The sequence below is a fragment of the Rhodanobacter sp. OK091 genome, assembly GCF_900142825.1.
In the GTDB taxonomy this organism is placed as follows: Bacteria; Pseudomonadota; Gammaproteobacteria; order Xanthomonadales; family Rhodanobacteraceae; genus Rhodanobacter.
The window spans coordinates 377,184-392,900 of the sequence record NZ_FRCH01000002.1; the positions used below are offsets into that span (position 1 = coordinate 377,184).

Consider the following 15,717-nt stretch of genomic DNA (forward strand, 5'->3'; position numbering starts at 1 on the left):
GCATGTTCGATATCCTTTCACGCATCCGCCGCGTTGGCAGCTTGAGCGAACCTCTGCCGTCACCGGACACGGACACCGAACTGACCGCGATCCAGCGCGAGCTGCATGCCGTGTTCGGGCGGGCCTTGTGCATACGCCATGTCGACGCCGGCTCCTGCAACGGCTGCGAGCTCGAAATCCACGCGCTGAGCAATCCGTACTACAACCTCGAAGGTGCGGGCATCCGGTTCGTCGCCAGTCCCCGGCATGCCGATCTGCTGCTGGTCACCGGGCCGGTGTCGGTCAACATGGAAGACGCACTCAGGCAGACTTATGAAGCGATGCCCGAGCCCAAGTGGGTGCTCGCGGTGGGGGACTGCGGCGCGTGCGGGGGGGTATTCAATACCAACTATGCCGTGCGCGGTCCGATCAGCGAAGTGATTCCTGTCGATGCCGTGGTCAACGGTTGTCCCCCCAGCCCGCTGGCCATCCTGCGCGGTCTTGTATACATCACGCGACACCTCGATCGCCCACGTCCCTGACCTCGGGACTTGCCACTACGCCACGCTCGTACGGAAGTGCCATGACTCGCAATGACCGTAAAATTGATGAATTGCGCCGACGCATCCCGTCTTTCACCTGCATCGTCGGTTGCCACGATTGCTGCGGACCGGTGACGGCGTCGTCGGAAGAAATGGCGAGGCTGCCCGTCAAGACCGAGGCCGAACACGCGAGCGCGCTGGCCGAGCTGAGCTGTCCGCATCTGGGCCAGCACGGTTGCGAGGTCTACGGGGAACGTCCTCTTATCTGCCGCCTCTTCGGTACAACGCCGCATCTACCGTGCCCCAATGGCCGGCGGCCTGTGTACATGATCGACACAAAAACGGAGCAGGAGATTCATCAGTTTCTTGCGCGCACGAGGCAAGTGCTCGTCTGAGGTTCGAGGCTAAAGCCAGTCGAGGTTCCCGTGACCAGGCATCCAGAGGTTGCGGGTAGGCGGCGTGCAATGGGAACGCGATCCCGGCTTTTATCCACAGCGGTTGTGCACGTGTCCGATGAAAGCCTGTGGACAACGTCGCTCAGGCCTTTTGTCGACAGGTACTTGGCACGGCGTGCTGACATTTTGCGCAGCGCTGATACCGATATGCATTCTTTGGAATGAAAAGGCGGCAAGGTCTCCTTGCCGCCCCACATCCGACAAGCATCGCATTGCTTCAGCTTGCAGGCTGCGGCCTCAGCTGTGGCAGCAACAGATCCTCCAGGCCGATGCGACGGAACATCTCCGCGCGTACACGATCGGCGACACCATTGACGACTTCGCAGCCATCCTGGGAAGGATCGATATGTGTACGGAATGGACGTTTGCGGAACGGCATGCCGACCACCTTCACGATAGCATCGGCAACGGTTGTGGCGTCGGCATCCGCGGGTTCGAGCGCGGCGAGACCTTTCAGGGCTTGTTCCGGGATACCGGCATAGGGGCCGTTGTCGTATTCAGCGGCACGATTCTTGTCCGCTGGTGAGCCCGAATGCGCGAAGTGATTGGTGCCCTTGGTGAAGGCGCCCGGCACGATGATCGAGGTTTCGATACCCCAGCGCGAAAGCTCGCTGGCGTAGCTGACGGCCAGCGAATCCATCGCCGCCTTCGCTGCGAAGTACGGCGAGAGATAAGGCGGCGTACCGCCACGTGCACTGCTGCTCGATACCCACACCACCAAGCCACGACCCTGCTTGCGCATATGCGGCAAGGCAGCGCGGTTGACGCGTTGCGTGCTGAGCACGTTGATGTCGTAGAGCTGGGCAAACTGCTCCGGTGTGAATGCCTCGGCGGGTCCGAACGACATGTGGCCGGCGTTGTGAATGACGACGTCCAGACGGCCGCTGTCGGCAAGGATCTTCTGGATGCCCGTTTCAGCCGATGCTTCGCTGGCAACGTCCAGCTCGACGGCACGCAGATCGACACCATGCTCTCTGGCGTACTTCTTCACTTCTTCGACTTGCGGCGCGTTGCGGCCGGTGGTTTCACGCATGCTGGCGTAGACCGTATGTCCGGCTTGGGCGAGCGCGCGGGCGGTGAGGGCGCCAAAGCCACTGGAGGCGCCGGTGACAACGATGACCTGTTTCATGATGGGATTCCTTTTCTCAAAAGTGAGCGCCGCATGGGTGACACGGCACGAGGGGTTCAGATGATTCCGCCGTTGGCGCGCAGCACCTGGCCGTTGATCCAGCCAGCGTCGGGGCCGGCAAGGAAGGCGACTGCGTCGGCAATGTCTTCGGGCTGGCCCAGACGCTCCAGCGGAGCGAGCTTGGCGAGGCGATCAACGACTTCCTGTGGCTTGCCCTTGAGGAAGAGATTCGTGGCAGTGGGGCCTGGCGCAATCGCGTTGACCGTGATGCTGCGTCCGCGCAGCTCCTTGGCGAACACACCCGTTATCGCCTCGACGCCGGCTTTGGTGGCGGCATAGACGCCATAGCCGGGTTGAAGCAGGCCGACAACGCTTGATGAGAAATTCACGATGCGGCCGCCATTGCGCAGACGTGTGGCGGCTTCGCGCAGCGTGTTGAAGGTGCCTTTCAGGTTCACCGCGATCTGACGATCGAACGAGGCGTCCTCCGCGTCCGCCATGTTCGCCAGTTGCATGATGCCGGCGTTGTTAACCAGTACATCCACGCCGCCGAAGGCGGTTTCCGCGGCATCGAAGAGGCGGCGGACATCGGTCGGGTCGCTCACGTCCGCCTTCGCTGCCAATGCTTGGCCGCCGGCTTGCTGGATCGATCGGACCAGGGCTTCGGCCGGTTCCGCACTTTCCGCGTAGTTGACGATAACGGTAAAACCGTCGCGGGCCAGTCGCTGCGCAATGGCAGCCCCGATACCGCGGGATGCGCCTGTGACCAGGGCGACTTTCTGATTCTGCGTGCTCATGGAATGTCTCCAGGGCCGGCACCATGCCGGGGTGGAGAAACTCTATGATTTCGTTTTCGGTAAATAATCTGTGTAAAATTGCCAATTCTATTCTGTATAAACGAACAATCGGCGGGCGCAGATGGACCGTCTGGATGTCATGCGGCTATTCACGCGAATCGTGGAGCGGCAGAGTTTTACTCTGGCAGCCCAGGATCTCGAACTGCCTCGTTCGACCGCCACACAGGCGATCAAGGAGTTGGAGAAACGGCTGGGCGTGCGGCTGTTGCAGCGGACCACGCGCCATGTCCGATCCACGCTGGACGGTGAAGCGTTCTACAAACGTTGCGTCGTCATTCTTGGTGAGGTCGAAGACGCCGAGGCCGTTTTCAGCAACGCCAAACCGCGTGGGCAACTGCGTGTGGATGTCCATGGCACGTTGGCCCGCCATTTCTTGCTGCCGGGGCTGCCCGCGTTTCTGACGGAATACCCGGACCTGCAACTTTATATGGGGGAGGGAGATCGTCTCGTCGATCTGGTGCGCGAGGGCGTGGATTGCGTGCTGCGTGTGGGTGATCTGAAAGACAGCGCGATGGTCGGACGGCGTGTCGCGGTACTTGAAGAAGTGACCTGCGCGAGCCCGGACTATCTCGCCCGCCACGGTATGCCCGTCAGCGTTGACGATCTCCAAGCCCACCATGTGATTGGTTTCCTGTCATCAGCGACCGGGATGACGTTGCCGCTTGAGTTTTCGATCAACGGTGAGCTGCGAAACGTCGTTCTGCCCGCGACGCTCACGGTGGCATCCGCCGAAACCTATGTCGCGGCAGCACGGCTGGGACTTGGTTTGATTCAGGTGCCGCGCTATCACGTCGATGCCGATCTTGCCGCAGGCACGCTTGTCAACGTGCTCCCCGAATTTCCACCCTCACCAACACCTGTTTCCCTGCTCTATCCCCATAGCCGGCAACTCTCGCCGCGCGTACGCGTATTTATCGATTGGTTGACGCGCGAGTTGGCGAGTCGGGCGTAAAAATGGGTGCTTTTTTGTCGGCAACGACGCACTCCGGATCGGTGTCGTCTGTTCCGGCGACATGAGTTGTCCACCGCATCTGTGCACGTTCACGATGAAAGCCTGTGGACAACGCGGCTCAGTCCTTTTGTCGACAGACACTTGGCACGGCGTGCCGACATTTTGCGCAGTGTGTGCCGGCCCGACGCGAAGTAATCCACAGCGTTTGTGGAACGTAAGCGGTAAAGCCTGTGGACAACTAAGCTATCTGCCTGACCGCAAAGGCGCTTGTGACGGCGTGCGCAAATGCTGCTCAGCGACTGCGCCGGTTCATGCGAGTCTGCTGACCAGCGACAGCAGCCACAACGACGAGACGCCCAGCCCGCTGCCGATGAGGATCGCGGCGAGTACATCGCTGGGATAATGCAGGCCCAGGATCACCCGCGAGGCCGCCACCAGCGCGGTGAAACTGAGCAGCAACGGCGCGAGCTGCGGATACCACGCCAGTGCGACGATGGTGAAGCTCACCGCCTGCAAGGTATGCCCGGACGGAAAGCTGAACTCGTCCAGCGCCGGCACGTGGGCGACCACGCCGGGGCAGGCCCGGAACGGACGCGGTCGATGCGTCCAGTGCTTCAGCCTGCGATACAGCGTCAGTGCGACGAGTCCGGTGGCCGCCATGTGCAGAGCTGCAGCGAGTCCGTGCTGGCCACCTACGACGGCCAGCACGGCCATCAGTGCATACCAGAACATGCCATCGCCGAGCCGGCTGATCGCGCCGAAGAACAAACCCACGGCGCGTCGCGCACCCCAGCGGTTTGCCGCCAGGCAGACGCGGCGATCCAGCGCGAAACGTGGCGAACCGATCGACAGCTCAGGCGTGTGCAGCGGTGGCAAGGTGTTCATGTTGATTCTCCTCAGCCATTTCGCGCAACAGGGTTTCGAAATCGCGGATCACTGCGTCCGGGGAGAGTCCCGCAACACCGACATGGGCAGCACGGCCCATGTGCCGGATCAGGGCGGGGTTGCTGGCCAGCCTGGTGGCCGCGTCGATGAAGGCCGGTGCGTTGCCCGACTCGATGCAGTATCCGTTGACGCCGTCGACCAGGTGCTCGCGTGCGGCACCTTCGGCATACGCCACTACCGGCAGGCCGGCGGCCAGCGCCTCGAGAATCACATTGCCGAAGGTTTCGCTGAGGCTGGGGAACGGAAACAGGTCGGCGCTGGCGTAGTGCCGCGCCAGGGCTTCATCGCGCTGCATGCCGGCGAAGATGAAGTCCGGATTGGCCGCTTCGAGCGCGGCACGCGCCGGGCCATCGCCGACCCAGACGTAACGCGCCTTCGGGATCCGTTGCTGAATCGCACGGAACGCTTGTACCGCCAGTTCGAGATTCTTTTCCGGCGCGATGCGTCCCACATACAGCACCACTGGGGTGGCGGTATCGACGCCCCAGGCGTCGCGCAGGTTGTCATCGCGCTGGTTCGGGTGGAACAGTTGTGTATCCACCGCTCGGCGCAGCAGGCGAGCGTTGCAGATGCCCATGGCCTGCAATTCGCGTGCGAGAGCGTCGGTTGGCACCAGCGTGGCTGCACCGCGCTGGTGAAAGCGGCGCAGATAGCCGCGCACCAGCGGCGTGAGCAGGCCCAGGCCGTAATGATCGGCGTAGCTGTCGAAACGGGTGTGGAAGCCGCTGCTGACCGGAATACCCAGTCGGGCAGCCGTGCGCACCGCTGACCAGCCCAGCGGTCCCTCGGTAGCGACGTAGATCGCATCGGGGCGCTGCTGCCGCCAGTGCTGACGCAGCGTGCGGCCGGCGGGTAGGCCGAAACGCAGACCGGGATAGCGGGGCAACGCACCGCCGCGCACGCTGAGTACGTCGATGCCGGGTTCGTCCTGATGTGGCTGCGGCTGACGTGGCCGGATCAGATCCACCTGATGGCCGCGGGCGGCCAGGCCGGTGGCAAGGCTGTGCACGGTCAGTGCGACGCCGTTGATTTCCGGAGGATAGGTTTCGCTGATGATGCCGATGCGCATGACGATACCTGTGCTGGCTTGGCACAGCTTCGACCGTCGGCGTTGCGCCGGTGTGGCGAGTGGATGACGTCGCGGTGACGATGTCGTCCGCGAGGGGATGCCTTGAAGAGTGTCCTGTCCGGGCAGACCGGCTTACACTGGCCTTCCATCCCCATGGAGAGTCAACGATGAAACGCATTCTGCTTGCGCTTGTCCTGACCGGACTGGTCGGCACCGTGATGGCTGCGGATGCGCCGGCTCTGCCGACGACCAAGGCCTCCAGCGATGCAGCGGTCTACATCATCTCGCCCAGCGACGGCGCCAGCGTCGGCCAGCAGTTCACCGTGCGCTTCGGCCTCAAGGGCATGGGCGTGGCGCCGGCCGGCGTCGCCAAGGAACACACGGGCCACCACCATCTGCTGGTCGACGTGAAGGAGCTGCCGCCTGCCGGTCAGCCGATTCCGAAGGACGACAACCATCTGCACTTCGGTGGTGGCCAGACCGAAACCACGTTGAAGCTGAAACCCGGCACGCATACGTTGCAGCTGGAGCTTGGCGACGAGAATCATGTGCCGTTCGATCCCCCCTTGGTCTCGAAGAGGATTACCATCCACGTCAAGTAGACCGTGGCGGAAACGGTTCATTCAGGAGTGCGGTTATGAAGTACTTTCTGTATTTGCTTGCGTTGAGCGTGCTGTGTGCCTCGGCCGCTGACGCCGCCTTTGCGCCGGCCCAGCAGCAGGCGCAGGTCGACCGCGGGCAAGCTGCTGAAGCAGGTCATCACCCGCTGATCGATGTGAAATTCGTGCTGCGACAGGCGCCGGCGGAGCAGGACCAGACCCCACCTATCGAATTTGGCGAAAACCGTTCTTCTGCCGGCCCCATGCAGCTCGGATCGATGCAACGCGGGTCGATGCAAGAATGGGGTTCGCACGTCCTGTCCCTGAATCCGGGCTACATAAATCCTAATGCGGATGTATGCAGTGGCTGGGCGTGCAGGGGATACCTTGTGAGCTCAAGCGTCGCCCAGGGCGGCGGCGGTAGGTGATCGCCGGCCCTCGGGTCACGTCCGCGTCGTTCAGCGCCCGAAATAAACCGATGCGCCCAGGTTGGCCTGCCATTGCGGAGCGGCTCCTCCCAGTCGATGGTCGAAGCCGGCGTCCAACTGCACGCGCGGAGTGATCATCCACGCCAGCCCGGCACCGGCCAACGTGCCGCTGCCCTGATCCGGCGCGTGCAGTCGTGCGGTTTCGGCATACAGCGTCAGTGTCTTGCTCAGTGCGTAGTTGTCGCTGACCGCCACGAGGGTGCTATCGGCGCCGCCGCTGCGTACGTCCTGGAGATAAAGACCTAGCGAGTTGCGCTCGCTTGCCAGCAGGTTGAACTGCGAACCAAGCAGGTATTGGCGCCGGGCACCTCGGAATGCCTTCGCACCATCGGTGAATTCCACGCTGCCCAGCAAACCCCAGCTGAAGGCCTGGTTCGAGGAAGGCAGCGCCAGCTTCAATCCCAGCACGGTGTCGCCATGGCCCTGGCTGCTGAAGGTGCTACCGGCGCCGCTTTGTCGCAGCGAGTTCCACGGCGAGCTGGCCAGCTGCAGCTCCAGCGGGCCGCCGATGCCGATACGCAGCAAGCTGTCGGCGCTGTATTGCGAACTGGTGATGCCGTCCTGCCGATTACGGCTCCAGTCCGGTAGTCCTTGTTCGAAGGTGATGTTGCCGGCGCCGAGCACGACAGGCGTGAACCCATAGCCGGGACGGTCGTAGCCCGGGTTGTCGGCCAGCGCGGGCAAAGCAATGCCCAGCATGAGCGTGGCGAACATCACCCGGCGCATGTTTCGAGGCACGTGCGGACTGCGGCAGCGGTTTGGGTCCCTGTATCGGCTAAAATCCATCGCTTCGTTTCGCATCCTTTGAGTTCCCATGACTGTCCGCACCCGCTTTGCCCCCAGCCCTACCGGTTTCCTGCACATCGGCGGCGCGCGCACCGCGCTGTACTGCTGGCTGGAATCGCGTCGTCGCGGCGGCGAGTTTATCTTGCGCATCGAGGATACCGATCGCGAGCGTTCGACCGACGAGGCGGTGAAAGCCATCATCGATGCGATGCACTGGCTCGGCCTCGACGCCGACGAAGGCCCGTTCTACCAGACTCAGCGGCTGCAGCGATACAAGCAGGTAGCCGACGAACTGGTTGCCGCCGGCAAGGCGTATTACGCCTATGAAAGCAAGGACGAGATCGAAGCGATGCGCGAGGCTGCGATGGCGAAGGGCGAGAAGCCGCGCTACAACGGCTACTACCGCGATCGCAACGAGCCCTTGCGCGACGATCCGAATCGCGTGATCCGTTTCCGCAATCCAAGCGAAGGCTCAGTGGTGTTCGACGACAAGGTGAAGGGCCGGATCGAGTGGGCGAACGCCGAGCTGGACGATCTGGTGATCTTCCGCTCCGACGGCTGGCCGACCTACAACTTTGCGGTGGTGGTCGACGACATCGACATGGGCATCACCGAGGTGATCCGCGGCGACGACCACGTCAACAACACGCCGCGGCAGATCAACATCTATCACGCGCTGGGTGCCGAGGTGCCGGAGTTCGCGCATCTGCCGATGATCCTCGACAAGGAAGGCAAGAAGCTGTCCAAGCGCACCAGTGCGGTAAGCGTGATGGACTACCGTGCCGACGGCTTCGTACCGCACGCGCTGCTGAACTACCTGGTCCGGCTGGGCTGGTCGCATGGCGATCAGGAGATCTTCTCGCGCGAGCAGATGATTGCGCTGTTCGACATCGCCGACGTGAACAAGGCAGCCTCGCGCTTCGACACCGAGAAGCTGGCGTGGCTCAACCAGCATTATCTGAAGACCGATGAACCACAATCGTTGGCGGCGGAGTTCGAATGGCATCTGGCACGGGCAGGCATCGATACCACGCATGGCCCGGCTCCGGTCGACGTGATCGTGGCGCTGCGCGACCGCGTGCATACGCTGAAGGAAATGGCCGAGCGCGCGAAGATCTGGTACGGGCCGATTACCGAATGGGACGACAAGGCGGTCGCCAAGCATCTGAAGAACGACAGTGCGGTGGCGGTGCTCGATGCGGCCAAGTCGTTGCTGGCCGACTGCGAGTGGAACCCTGAAGCTATCCATCAGGTGATCGAGCAGGTTGCCGCCAAGCTGGAACTCGGCATGGGCAAGATCGCCCAGCCGCTGCGGGTGGCGATGACTGGCACCCAAGTGTCGCCGTCCATCGAGCACACGATCTACCTGGCGGGTCGTGCCGAGGCGCTCAGGCGTGTCGATGCCGCGATCGTCCTCGCGCAGGGTTGATACTCCTACCATGTCGATGACGTGCTGAGCTCGACATGGACGAACTGATCGCCAGGGCCACCCAGGGCGTCGATCCCGATGCGCCGGGCGCGTTCTGGCAGATCTTCGTCAACCTGTTGAATATGCTGCCGTGGGCCGCCATGTTCTGGTGGAACCTGCTGTTCATCGCCGTCGGCGCGCTGCTTGGCTGGTGGCGTGGTCGAACGGGCGAAGGCATCGTCTGGGCGCTCGTACTGGGACCCATCGGCTGGATTGTGATACTTGCCAGGCCCCGGCCCAAGCCGCGTGCCGAGCCGCCGCCGCTTCGACATTGAGCCTTTCCGGGTCGACACAAAGCGGCGGTGTATGATCTTCAGTAGAGGTGACACCTTGAGCAACGACGCCGCACACAGCCCGCACGCGCATCACCCGCATCATCATGATGCGAAGGGATTCGTGCGTGCGGTGGAGCATGCCAGCGAGCAACGCGGCCTGCGCCTGACCCCGCTGCGCAAGGAGGTGCTGGAACTGATCGCGGCCGCGCACAAACCGGTCAAGGCGTATGACCTGCTCGATCAACTACGCGAGAAGCACGGCAATGCAGCGCCCCCGACAGTCTACCGGGCACTCGACTTCCTGCTGGAGAACGGTTTCATCCACAAGCTGGAATCGATCAATGCCTTCGTCTCCTGCCATCACCCGACAGAAGCGCATCAGGTGCCGTTCCTGATCTGCGATACCTGCTCCAGCGCGCAGGAAGTCTGCGATGAGAGAGTGGCCGAGCTGATCGAAGCGCAGGCCAGGGCGCTTGGCTTCAAACCGCAAGCGCAGACGCTGGAAGTGCACGGCACCTGCAAGCACTGCCGCAAGGCGTGAGTCCCGGTTTTCCGGGTGTGGCGCCTGCCAGTGTTATAAAGTAACATGACGGCCACTGGGTACAGAGTCACCGCATTTGGTGGCGCCAGGGCAGGTTGATGGATTCCGAGCAGGCGAACAAAACCCGCTGGTGGCGTATTGCCGATCGCGTCGGCGCGGTGGCGTCGTTCCTGTGCGCGATCCACTGCGCGCTGCTGCCGTTCGTGTTGGTGCTGTTGCCGCTCGTGGGTCTGGAGTTTCTGGCCGACCACCGCTTCGAACGCGGCTTCGTGCTGTTTGCCTGCACGCTGGCGCTGTTTGCCCTGGTTCGTGGCTTTCGCCGGCATCAGGAGCCGCTGCCGTTGTTGCTGGCGGGCCCGGGACTGGCGTTGCTGCTGCTCGGTGTCACCTTCGCCGAAAACTATTCGATCATCCTGCATAGCGTGTTGGTGACCTGCGGCGGCTTGCTGCTGGCCAGCGCGCATTTCGTCAACCTGCGCCGGGACAGCCGCCACCAGGACGACCATGTACATGGTCCGCAATGCGCGCACTGAGCGACGCACGCTGGGCGGCATGTTCGGACCGCCGGTGATTGTGTAACGGCAGCCGCTGTTTCTAGCATGTACGCATGAGCATCGCCCACACCCATCAGCACGACCATCCTCACGCACACGATCATGCCGGTCCCAGCGGCAGGCGTAGTCGCAAGCTGCTGTTCGCGTTCGTGTTGACCGCCGTGATGATGGTGGCCGAGGTGGTCGGTGGCGCGTGGTCCGGCTCGCTGGCCTTGCTGGCGGATGCCGGCCACATGATGGTCGATGCGCTGGCCCTGCTGCTGGCGCTAGTCGGCGCATGGATGGCGATCCGGCCGGCCGACGCGCGACGCAGCTACGGCTATGGCCGGATCGAGGTGTTGATCGGTTTCGTCAACGCGCTGAGCCAGTTCGTACTGGTCGGCTGGATCATCTACGAAGCCGTCATGCGCTTGCTGCATCCGGGGGCCATCCTGTCCGGCGTGATGCTGATAGTGGCGGTCATCGGCCTGCTGGTGAACCTGCTGGTGCTGCGTATCTTGCATGGACATGCGCACGACGACGTCAATCTGGCCGGTGCGAGCCTGCATGTGCTGGGCGATCTGCTGGGCTCGCTGGGAGCGGTGTTGGCCGCGCTGGCGATTCACTGGTTCGGTTGGTTGTGGGCTGATCCGGTGCTGTCGATGCTGGTGGCGCTGCTGATCCTGAACAGCGCATGGCGATTGCTGCGACTGTCCGCCCACATCCTGCTGGAAGGCGTGCCCGACGGCATGGACAGCGCCGAGGTCGAGGCATCGCTTCGTGGCGCCGACGCCTCGATCCGCGACATCCATCATCTGCATGTGTGGCAGCTGGCTTCAGGTTCGCGCATGGCCACTTTGCATGCCGAGCTGAATGAGTCGGCCGATAGCGCACGGGCGCTGCAGGCGATCAAGCAGATGTTGCTGGAACGCTTCGACATCCAGCACGTGACCGTGCAGGTCGATCCGGGCGAGTGCCTGGATCAGTCCAAGAGCTGTGCCGGGCACAATCACGGCTGACTATGGCGGTAGAGGCCGACCTGCTATGATGTCCGATCATTCATCTCACGAATCAAGGAGTTCCCATGGGTAAGGGCGATCGCAAGACCCGTCGCGGCAAGACCTATCGCGGCAGCTACGGCAATACCCGTGCGCATACCGTGTCGCCGGCTGTCGTTGGCGCCAAGCCGACCGTGACCAAGCCGGCTGCCGCCAAGAAAGCCGCGCCGAAGAAGAAATCGGCCTGAGCAGGTTCCGGCCCAGGCTGGACTGACAAGAACCCCGCTTCGGCGGGGTTTTTTTTATTGCAGGTTTGCGGCGCTCCCGGATGCTGTGTATGATTCGATCCATCGTGTTAACGCATTAGTACATTATGAAGCGTCGATCGCTGGATCCCGAAACTCCCGTCGAGTCAGCCAAGCTGAGCCTTTGCGAGGCCTTGCTGTCGTTGAAGAACGCCGACGAGATGGGCGCCTTCCTGGGCGACTTGTGCACGCCTGCCGAACTGGAAGTGCTGGTGGATCGCTGGCGGGTGGTGCCATATCTGCTGGAGGGCATTGCCTATCGGGAAATCCACGAGCGCACCGCGGTCAGCATCACCACCATTGGGCGCGTGGCGCGCTACCTCAATCAGGGCAACGGCGGCTACCTGGCCGCCGCAGCACGGGCGGCGCGTCGGCAGTCGCAGGCAGCAAAGAAGGCGAAGGCATGAAGACGCGCGACCGTTTGCGCATAGCGATGCAGAAATCCGGCCGGCTCACCGAGCCGGCGCTGGAGCTGCTTACCCGTTGCGGCCTCACCTTCCGGCAAAGCCGCGACAAGCTGTTCTGCTTCGGTGAGGGCGAGCCGGTCGACCTGCTGCTGGTGCGTGACGACGACATTCCCGGGCTCATCGCGCAAGGCGTATGCGATCTCGGCATTGTCGGACGCAACGTGCTGAGCGAGTTCCAGCTCACCGCCGGGCGTGAACTTGCGCCACTCAGCGAACTGCGTCCGCTCGGGTTTGGCCGTTGCCGGCTGTCGATCGCGGTGCCGCAGGAGCTGGATTACCAGCTGCCGCAACATCTGGAAGGCCGACGCATAGCCACCACTTATCCCGGCCTGCTGGGCGAGTGGCTGCGCACGCATGGCGTGAACGCGGGTGTGGTGACGCTGGCCGGATCGGTCGAGATTGCGCCGAAGCTGGGCACGGCCGACGCGATCTGCGATCTGGTGCAGAGCGGCGGCACGCTGGTGGCGAATCAGTTGCGCGAGACCGACGTATTGCTGGAGAGCGAAGCGGTGCTGGCAGGCCCGCTGACCCTGCCGGTGGATGAGCGCGGCGACATGCTGGAGCTGCTGATGAAGCGGCTGGACGGTGTGATCCAGGTGCGCGAGTCGCGCCTGCTGCTGCTGCAGACCTCGCGGACCACGCTTGAGGCGGTCACCCGACTGCTGCCGGGCGGGCCGCAGCCGACGCTGCTGGCGGTGGCTGGGCAACCGGATCAGCTGATGCTGCAGGCGCTATGCGCCGGCGAGGTGAGCTGGCGGCAACTGGAAGAAATCAAGAAGGCCGGCGCACGCGAGATGTACGTGTTGCCGGTAGAGAAGATGTTGGCTTGAGCAGGTTGGCATGAGCACATTCGCATGAACCGTATCGACTGGAATGCACTGGACGAGACCGCACAGCGCGATGCCTTGGCGCGCCCCACGCAGTCGCGTGCCGAGGAGCTTCGTCATGGTGTCGGACAAATCATCGCCGCCGTGCGCGAACGGGGTGATACCGCACTGCGGGAGCTCAGTGCGAAGTACGATCGCTGCACGCTGGATGTGATCGAGGTGGATGAGGCCGAATTCGCTGCGGCCGAAGTGTCGCTAGATCCTGTCCTTAAGGCGGCCATCCACGAAGCGGCTGCACGCATCGCGTTGTTCCACCGCGCTGCCGCGCCGCAGCCGGTAGGCGTGGACACCGCGCCCGGTGTGCGGGTGGAGCGGATGCTGCGGCCGATCAGCCGGGTCGGCCTGTACGTGCCGGCCGGCAGCGCACCGCTGCCATCGACCGCGCTGATGCTCGGTGTCCCGGCGCAGATCGCCGGTTGCCGCGAGGTGGTGCTGTGTTCGCCGGCACGCGCGGATGGCCGCTGCGACGAAGCGGTGCTGTATGCCGCGCGCCTCACCGGCGTGCACAAGGTATTCAAGCTGGGTGGCGCGCAGGCGATCGCGGCGATGGCTTATGGCACGGCCAGCGTGCCCCGCTGCGACAAGCTGTTCGGCCCCGGCAACTCCTGGGTCACCGAGGCGAAGCTGCAAGTGTCCACCGATCCGGATGGCGCAGCGATCGACATGCCGGCTGGCCCGTCCGAAGTGCTGGTGATCGCCGATGCCGATGCCAACCCGGTGTTCGTCGCGGCCGATCTGCTGTCACAGGCCGAGCACGGGCCGGATTCGCAAGTGATCCTGTTGAGCTCGTCCACCGGACTGCTGGACCAGGTGGCCCGCGAGGTCGATCGGCAATGCGCCAAGCTGCCGCGTGCGGCCATCGCGCAGAAGGCGCTGGCGCAAAGCCGGTTGATCGCCGTCGATTCGCTGAGCCAGGCGATCGCGGTGAGCAATCGCTACGCGCCCGAGCATCTGATCCTTCAGGTAGCCGAGCCACGAGCGTTGCTGGATGGCATCGACAGCGCCGGTTCGGTCTTCCTCGGTCAATGGACGCCCGAATCGGTGGGCGACTACTGCAGCGGCAGCAATCATGTGCTGCCCACCTACGGCTATGCGCGCAGCTATAGCGGCGTATCGGTAGCGAGCTACCAGAAACAGATCACCGTGCAGGAGGTCAGCGCCGAGGGCCTGCGCCATATCGGTCCGTGCACGGCGACGCTGGCGGCGGCGGAACAACTGGAAGCCCATCGCCGTGCCGTGACCTTGCGGCTGGCGGCATTGGAGACACAATCATGAGCGTGCTCGATCTGGCCCGGCCGGAAATCCGCGCGATGCAGCCGTATTCGTCCGCGCGCATGGAGGCCAGCGGCGGCCAGGTATTCCTCAATGCGAATGAGTCGGCGTGGGCGCCGGTGGGCGACGACGGCCTCGGCTGCAACCGCTATCCCGACCCGCAGCCGGCGGCCTTGATCGACGCGCTGGCCGCGCTCTATGGCGTGCGCCGCGAGCAGCTGCTGGTGGGCCGCGGCAGCGACGAAGCGATCGATCTGCTGGTGCGCGCGTTCTGCCGCGCCGGCGAAGATGCGATCCTGATCCAGCCGCCGACTTTCGGCATGTACGCGGTCTGCGCACGGATCCAGAATGCGGGCGTGATCGAGGTGGCGCTGAAGTCTGATTTCACGCTGGACGTGAACGCCATACTCGCCGCCGTCACGCCGGCGGTGAAGCTGGTCTTCATCTGCACGCCGAACAATCCCACCGGCCAGCTGGTACCGCGTGCGAGTGTCGAACGACTCGCGCAGGCGCTGGCCGGCCGCGCGTTGCTGGTGGTGGACGAAGCCTATGTCGAATTCACGGATGCTGGCGATGCCAGCGTGACTGATCTGATCGACCGTTATGACAACCTCGCCGTACTGCGCACCTTGTCGAAAGCCTGGGCTCTGGCCGGCGCGCGCATCGGCAGCTTGCTGGCGAATGCCGAGGTGATTTCACTGCTCAAACGGATCATGCCGCCATACCCGCTGCCGCTGCCGTGCGTGGACGCGGCATTGATCGGCTTGTCCGGTTGGGGGCAGGCGAACGCGCGCGAGCACGTCGCCATTGTGCGTGAGCAGCGGCAGCGGATGCAGGGCGCATTGCGCCGGCTGCCCGGCGTGCGCGAGGTGCTGCCGTCGCAGGCGAATTTCCTTGCGGTGCGTTTCGACGATGCGACGGCGGTTTACCGACAGCTGCTCGCCGCCGGCATCGTGGTGCGCGATATACGCCGCTACCCCCATCTCGGCGACGCGCTGCGCATCACCATCGGTACACCGGAGGAGAATGCTCGTGTGCTCGCCGTACTGCAGGAGGCCGCCACATGCGCCTGAACGCGTTGTTGTGGGAGCGACTTCAGTCGCGAAAGCCGTGCGTTGAGGCAATGCCATTCGCGACTGAAGTCGCTCCCACAGATATATTGATCCGGAG

20 protein-coding genes are annotated in these 15,717 nt (G+C 63.7%); 15 read left to right on the forward strand and 5 right to left on the reverse strand.

The window, feature by feature from the left end; all coding sequences use genetic code 11:
• Positions 1-2: 2 nt before the first annotated feature.
• Positions 3-521 carry an NADH-quinone oxidoreductase subunit B family protein gene (nuoB, locus tag BUA26_RS11225; protein WP_072760760.1) on the forward strand — a complete coding sequence of 173 codons (519 nt, stop codon included), beginning with the start codon at positions 3-5 and terminating at the stop codon, positions 519-521.
• A gap of 41 nt (positions 522-562) precedes the next feature.
• Positions 563-916, forward strand: coding sequence for a YkgJ family cysteine cluster protein (locus BUA26_RS11230; protein ID WP_072760761.1), 354 nt, complete (start codon positions 563-565; stop codon positions 914-916).
• A gap of 277 nt (positions 917-1,193) precedes the next feature.
• Here BUA26_RS11230 and BUA26_RS11235 read toward each other — a convergent pair whose 3' ends face one another.
• Both BUA26_RS11235 and BUA26_RS11240 read right to left on the reverse strand, forming a co-directional pair.
• Positions 1,194-2,105 (reverse strand): SDR family oxidoreductase, encoded by a 912-nt coding sequence (locus BUA26_RS11235; RefSeq protein ID WP_072760762.1) that lies wholly within the window; start codon positions 2,103-2,105, stop codon positions 1,194-1,196.
• 56 nt (positions 2,106-2,161) lie between these two features.
• Complete coding sequence (locus tag BUA26_RS11240) at positions 2,162-2,902, reverse strand: SDR family oxidoreductase (protein WP_072760763.1); 741 nt, start codon at positions 2,900-2,902, stop codon at positions 2,162-2,164.
• A 121-nt stretch (positions 2,903-3,023) separates the two neighbouring features.
• On the opposite strand from BUA26_RS11240, the gene BUA26_RS11245 reads away from it, so the two are divergent.
• Positions 3,024-3,914 carry a LysR family transcriptional regulator gene (locus BUA26_RS11245; protein ID WP_072760764.1) on the forward strand — a complete coding sequence of 297 codons (891 nt, stop codon included), beginning with the start codon at positions 3,024-3,026 and terminating at the stop codon, positions 3,912-3,914.
• Between the two features lie 309 nt (positions 3,915-4,223).
• On the opposite strand, the gene BUA26_RS11250 is transcribed toward BUA26_RS11245, so the two are convergent.
• Together BUA26_RS11250 and BUA26_RS11255 are read right to left on the reverse strand one after the other, a co-directional pair.
• Positions 4,224-4,799 carry a phosphatase PAP2 family protein gene (locus BUA26_RS11250; RefSeq protein WP_072760765.1) on the reverse strand — a complete coding sequence of 192 codons (576 nt, stop codon included), beginning with the start codon at positions 4,797-4,799 and terminating at the stop codon, positions 4,224-4,226.
• Positions 4,768-5,928 (reverse strand): glycosyltransferase family 4 protein, encoded by a 1,161-nt coding sequence (locus BUA26_RS11255; RefSeq protein WP_072760766.1) that lies wholly within the window; start codon positions 5,926-5,928, stop codon positions 4,768-4,770. The genes BUA26_RS11250 and BUA26_RS11255 overlap by 32 nt, the downstream gene beginning before the upstream one ends.
• Positions 5,929-6,095: 167 nt before the next feature.
• Between BUA26_RS11255 and BUA26_RS11260 the strand changes: the two genes are divergently transcribed.
• Together BUA26_RS11260 and BUA26_RS11265 are read left to right on the forward strand one after the other, a co-directional pair.
• Positions 6,096-6,530 carry a DUF4399 domain-containing protein gene (locus tag BUA26_RS11260; RefSeq protein ID WP_072760768.1) on the forward strand — a complete coding sequence of 145 codons (435 nt, stop codon included), beginning with the start codon at positions 6,096-6,098 and terminating at the stop codon, positions 6,528-6,530.
• Positions 6,531-6,565: 35 nt separating this feature from the next.
• Positions 6,566-6,955 (forward strand): hypothetical protein, encoded by a 390-nt coding sequence (locus BUA26_RS11265; RefSeq protein WP_072760770.1) that lies wholly within the window; start codon positions 6,566-6,568, stop codon positions 6,953-6,955.
• 30 nt (positions 6,956-6,985) lie between these two features.
• On the opposite strand, the gene BUA26_RS11270 is transcribed toward BUA26_RS11265, so the two are convergent.
• The gene (locus BUA26_RS11270; protein WP_255368287.1) at positions 6,986-7,753 is read right to left on the reverse strand and encodes a transporter; all 768 of its coding nucleotides are present in this window, start codon (positions 7,751-7,753) and stop codon (positions 6,986-6,988) included.
• A gap of 76 nt (positions 7,754-7,829) precedes the next feature.
• On the opposite strand from BUA26_RS11270, the gene gltX reads away from it, so the two are divergent.
• The 10 genes from gltX to hisC all read left to right on the forward strand — a co-directional run bounded on the left by gltX (position 7,830) and on the right by hisC (position 15,620).
• Entirely contained in the window at positions 7,830-9,230 is a 1,401-nt protein-coding gene (gene gltX, locus BUA26_RS11275; protein WP_072760772.1) for a glutamate--tRNA ligase, read from the forward strand.
• Positions 9,231-9,265: 35 nt separating this feature from the next.
• Positions 9,266-9,544, forward strand: a complete 279-nt coding sequence (locus BUA26_RS11280; protein WP_072760774.1) for a hypothetical protein — start codon at positions 9,266-9,268, stop codon at positions 9,542-9,544.
• Between the two features lie 31 nt (positions 9,545-9,575).
• The gene (locus BUA26_RS11285) at positions 9,576-10,085 is read left to right on the forward strand and encodes a transcriptional repressor (protein ID WP_072760776.1); all 510 of its coding nucleotides are present in this window, start codon (positions 9,576-9,578) and stop codon (positions 10,083-10,085) included.
• Between the two features lie 98 nt (positions 10,086-10,183).
• Positions 10,184-10,618, forward strand: a complete 435-nt coding sequence (locus tag BUA26_RS11290) for a MerC domain-containing protein (protein WP_072760778.1) — start codon at positions 10,184-10,186, stop codon at positions 10,616-10,618.
• A 74-nt stretch (positions 10,619-10,692) separates the two neighbouring features.
• Positions 10,693-11,637 carry a cation diffusion facilitator family transporter gene (locus BUA26_RS11295; RefSeq protein WP_072760780.1) on the forward strand — a complete coding sequence of 315 codons (945 nt, stop codon included), beginning with the start codon at positions 10,693-10,695 and terminating at the stop codon, positions 11,635-11,637.
• A gap of 65 nt (positions 11,638-11,702) precedes the next feature.
• Positions 11,703-11,864 (forward strand): 30S ribosomal protein THX, encoded by a 162-nt coding sequence (locus BUA26_RS11300; protein WP_072760782.1) that lies wholly within the window; start codon positions 11,703-11,705, stop codon positions 11,862-11,864.
• Positions 11,865-11,989: 125 nt separating this feature from the next.
• On the forward strand, positions 11,990-12,328 hold the full coding sequence (locus BUA26_RS11305; RefSeq protein WP_072760784.1) for a YerC/YecD family TrpR-related protein: 339 nt from the start codon (positions 11,990-11,992) through the stop codon (positions 12,326-12,328).
• Entirely contained in the window at positions 12,325-13,218 is an 894-nt protein-coding gene (gene hisG / locus BUA26_RS11310) for an ATP phosphoribosyltransferase (RefSeq protein WP_072760786.1), read from the forward strand. Before BUA26_RS11305 ends, hisG begins: the two co-directional genes overlap by 4 nt.
• A gap of 24 nt (positions 13,219-13,242) precedes the next feature.
• On the forward strand, positions 13,243-14,550 hold the full coding sequence (hisD, locus tag BUA26_RS11315; protein ID WP_072760787.1) for a histidinol dehydrogenase: 1,308 nt from the start codon (positions 13,243-13,245) through the stop codon (positions 14,548-14,550).
• Positions 14,547-15,620 (forward strand): histidinol-phosphate transaminase, encoded by a 1,074-nt coding sequence (gene hisC / locus BUA26_RS11320; RefSeq protein WP_072760789.1) that lies wholly within the window; start codon positions 14,547-14,549, stop codon positions 15,618-15,620. The genes hisD and hisC overlap by 4 nt, the downstream gene beginning before the upstream one ends.
• The last annotated feature ends 97 nt before the right edge of the window (positions 15,621-15,717 follow it).

Coding starts and splice junctions, on each gene's coding strand:
- nuoB (WP_072760760.1), top strand. CDS start 3: ATGTTCGATATCCTTTCACGCATCCGCCGCGTTGGCAGCTTGAGCGAA.
- BUA26_RS11230 (WP_072760761.1), top strand. CDS start 563: ATGACTCGCAATGACCGTAAAATTGATGAATTGCGCCGACGCATCCCG.
- BUA26_RS11235 (WP_072760762.1), bottom strand. CDS start 2,105: ATGAAACAGGTCATCGTTGTCACCGGCGCCTCCAGTGGCTTTGGCGCC.
- BUA26_RS11240 (WP_072760763.1), bottom strand. CDS start 2,902: ATGAGCACGCAGAATCAGAAAGTCGCCCTGGTCACAGGCGCATCCCGC.
- BUA26_RS11245 (WP_072760764.1), top strand. CDS start 3,024: ATGGACCGTCTGGATGTCATGCGGCTATTCACGCGAATCGTGGAGCGG.
- BUA26_RS11250 (WP_072760765.1), bottom strand. CDS start 4,799: ATGAACACCTTGCCACCGCTGCACACGCCTGAGCTGTCGATCGGTTCG.
- BUA26_RS11255 (WP_072760766.1), bottom strand. CDS start 5,928: ATGCGCATCGGCATCATCAGCGAAACCTATCCTCCGGAAATCAACGGC.
- BUA26_RS11260 (WP_072760768.1), top strand. CDS start 6,096: ATGAAACGCATTCTGCTTGCGCTTGTCCTGACCGGACTGGTCGGCACC.
- BUA26_RS11265 (WP_072760770.1), top strand. CDS start 6,566: ATGAAGTACTTTCTGTATTTGCTTGCGTTGAGCGTGCTGTGTGCCTCG.
- gltX (WP_072760772.1), top strand. CDS start 7,830: ATGACTGTCCGCACCCGCTTTGCCCCCAGCCCTACCGGTTTCCTGCAC.
- BUA26_RS11280 (WP_072760774.1), top strand. CDS start 9,266: ATGGACGAACTGATCGCCAGGGCCACCCAGGGCGTCGATCCCGATGCG.
- BUA26_RS11285 (WP_072760776.1), top strand. CDS start 9,576: ATGATCTTCAGTAGAGGTGACACCTTGAGCAACGACGCCGCACACAGC.
- BUA26_RS11290 (WP_072760778.1), top strand. CDS start 10,184: ATGGATTCCGAGCAGGCGAACAAAACCCGCTGGTGGCGTATTGCCGAT.
- BUA26_RS11295 (WP_072760780.1), top strand. CDS start 10,693: ATGAGCATCGCCCACACCCATCAGCACGACCATCCTCACGCACACGAT.
- BUA26_RS11300 (WP_072760782.1), top strand. CDS start 11,703: ATGGGTAAGGGCGATCGCAAGACCCGTCGCGGCAAGACCTATCGCGGC.
- BUA26_RS11305 (WP_072760784.1), top strand. CDS start 11,990: ATGAAGCGTCGATCGCTGGATCCCGAAACTCCCGTCGAGTCAGCCAAG.
- hisG (WP_072760786.1), top strand. CDS start 12,325: ATGAAGACGCGCGACCGTTTGCGCATAGCGATGCAGAAATCCGGCCGG.
- hisD (WP_072760787.1), top strand. CDS start 13,243: ATGAACCGTATCGACTGGAATGCACTGGACGAGACCGCACAGCGCGAT.
- hisC (WP_072760789.1), top strand. CDS start 14,547: ATGAGCGTGCTCGATCTGGCCCGGCCGGAAATCCGCGCGATGCAGCCG.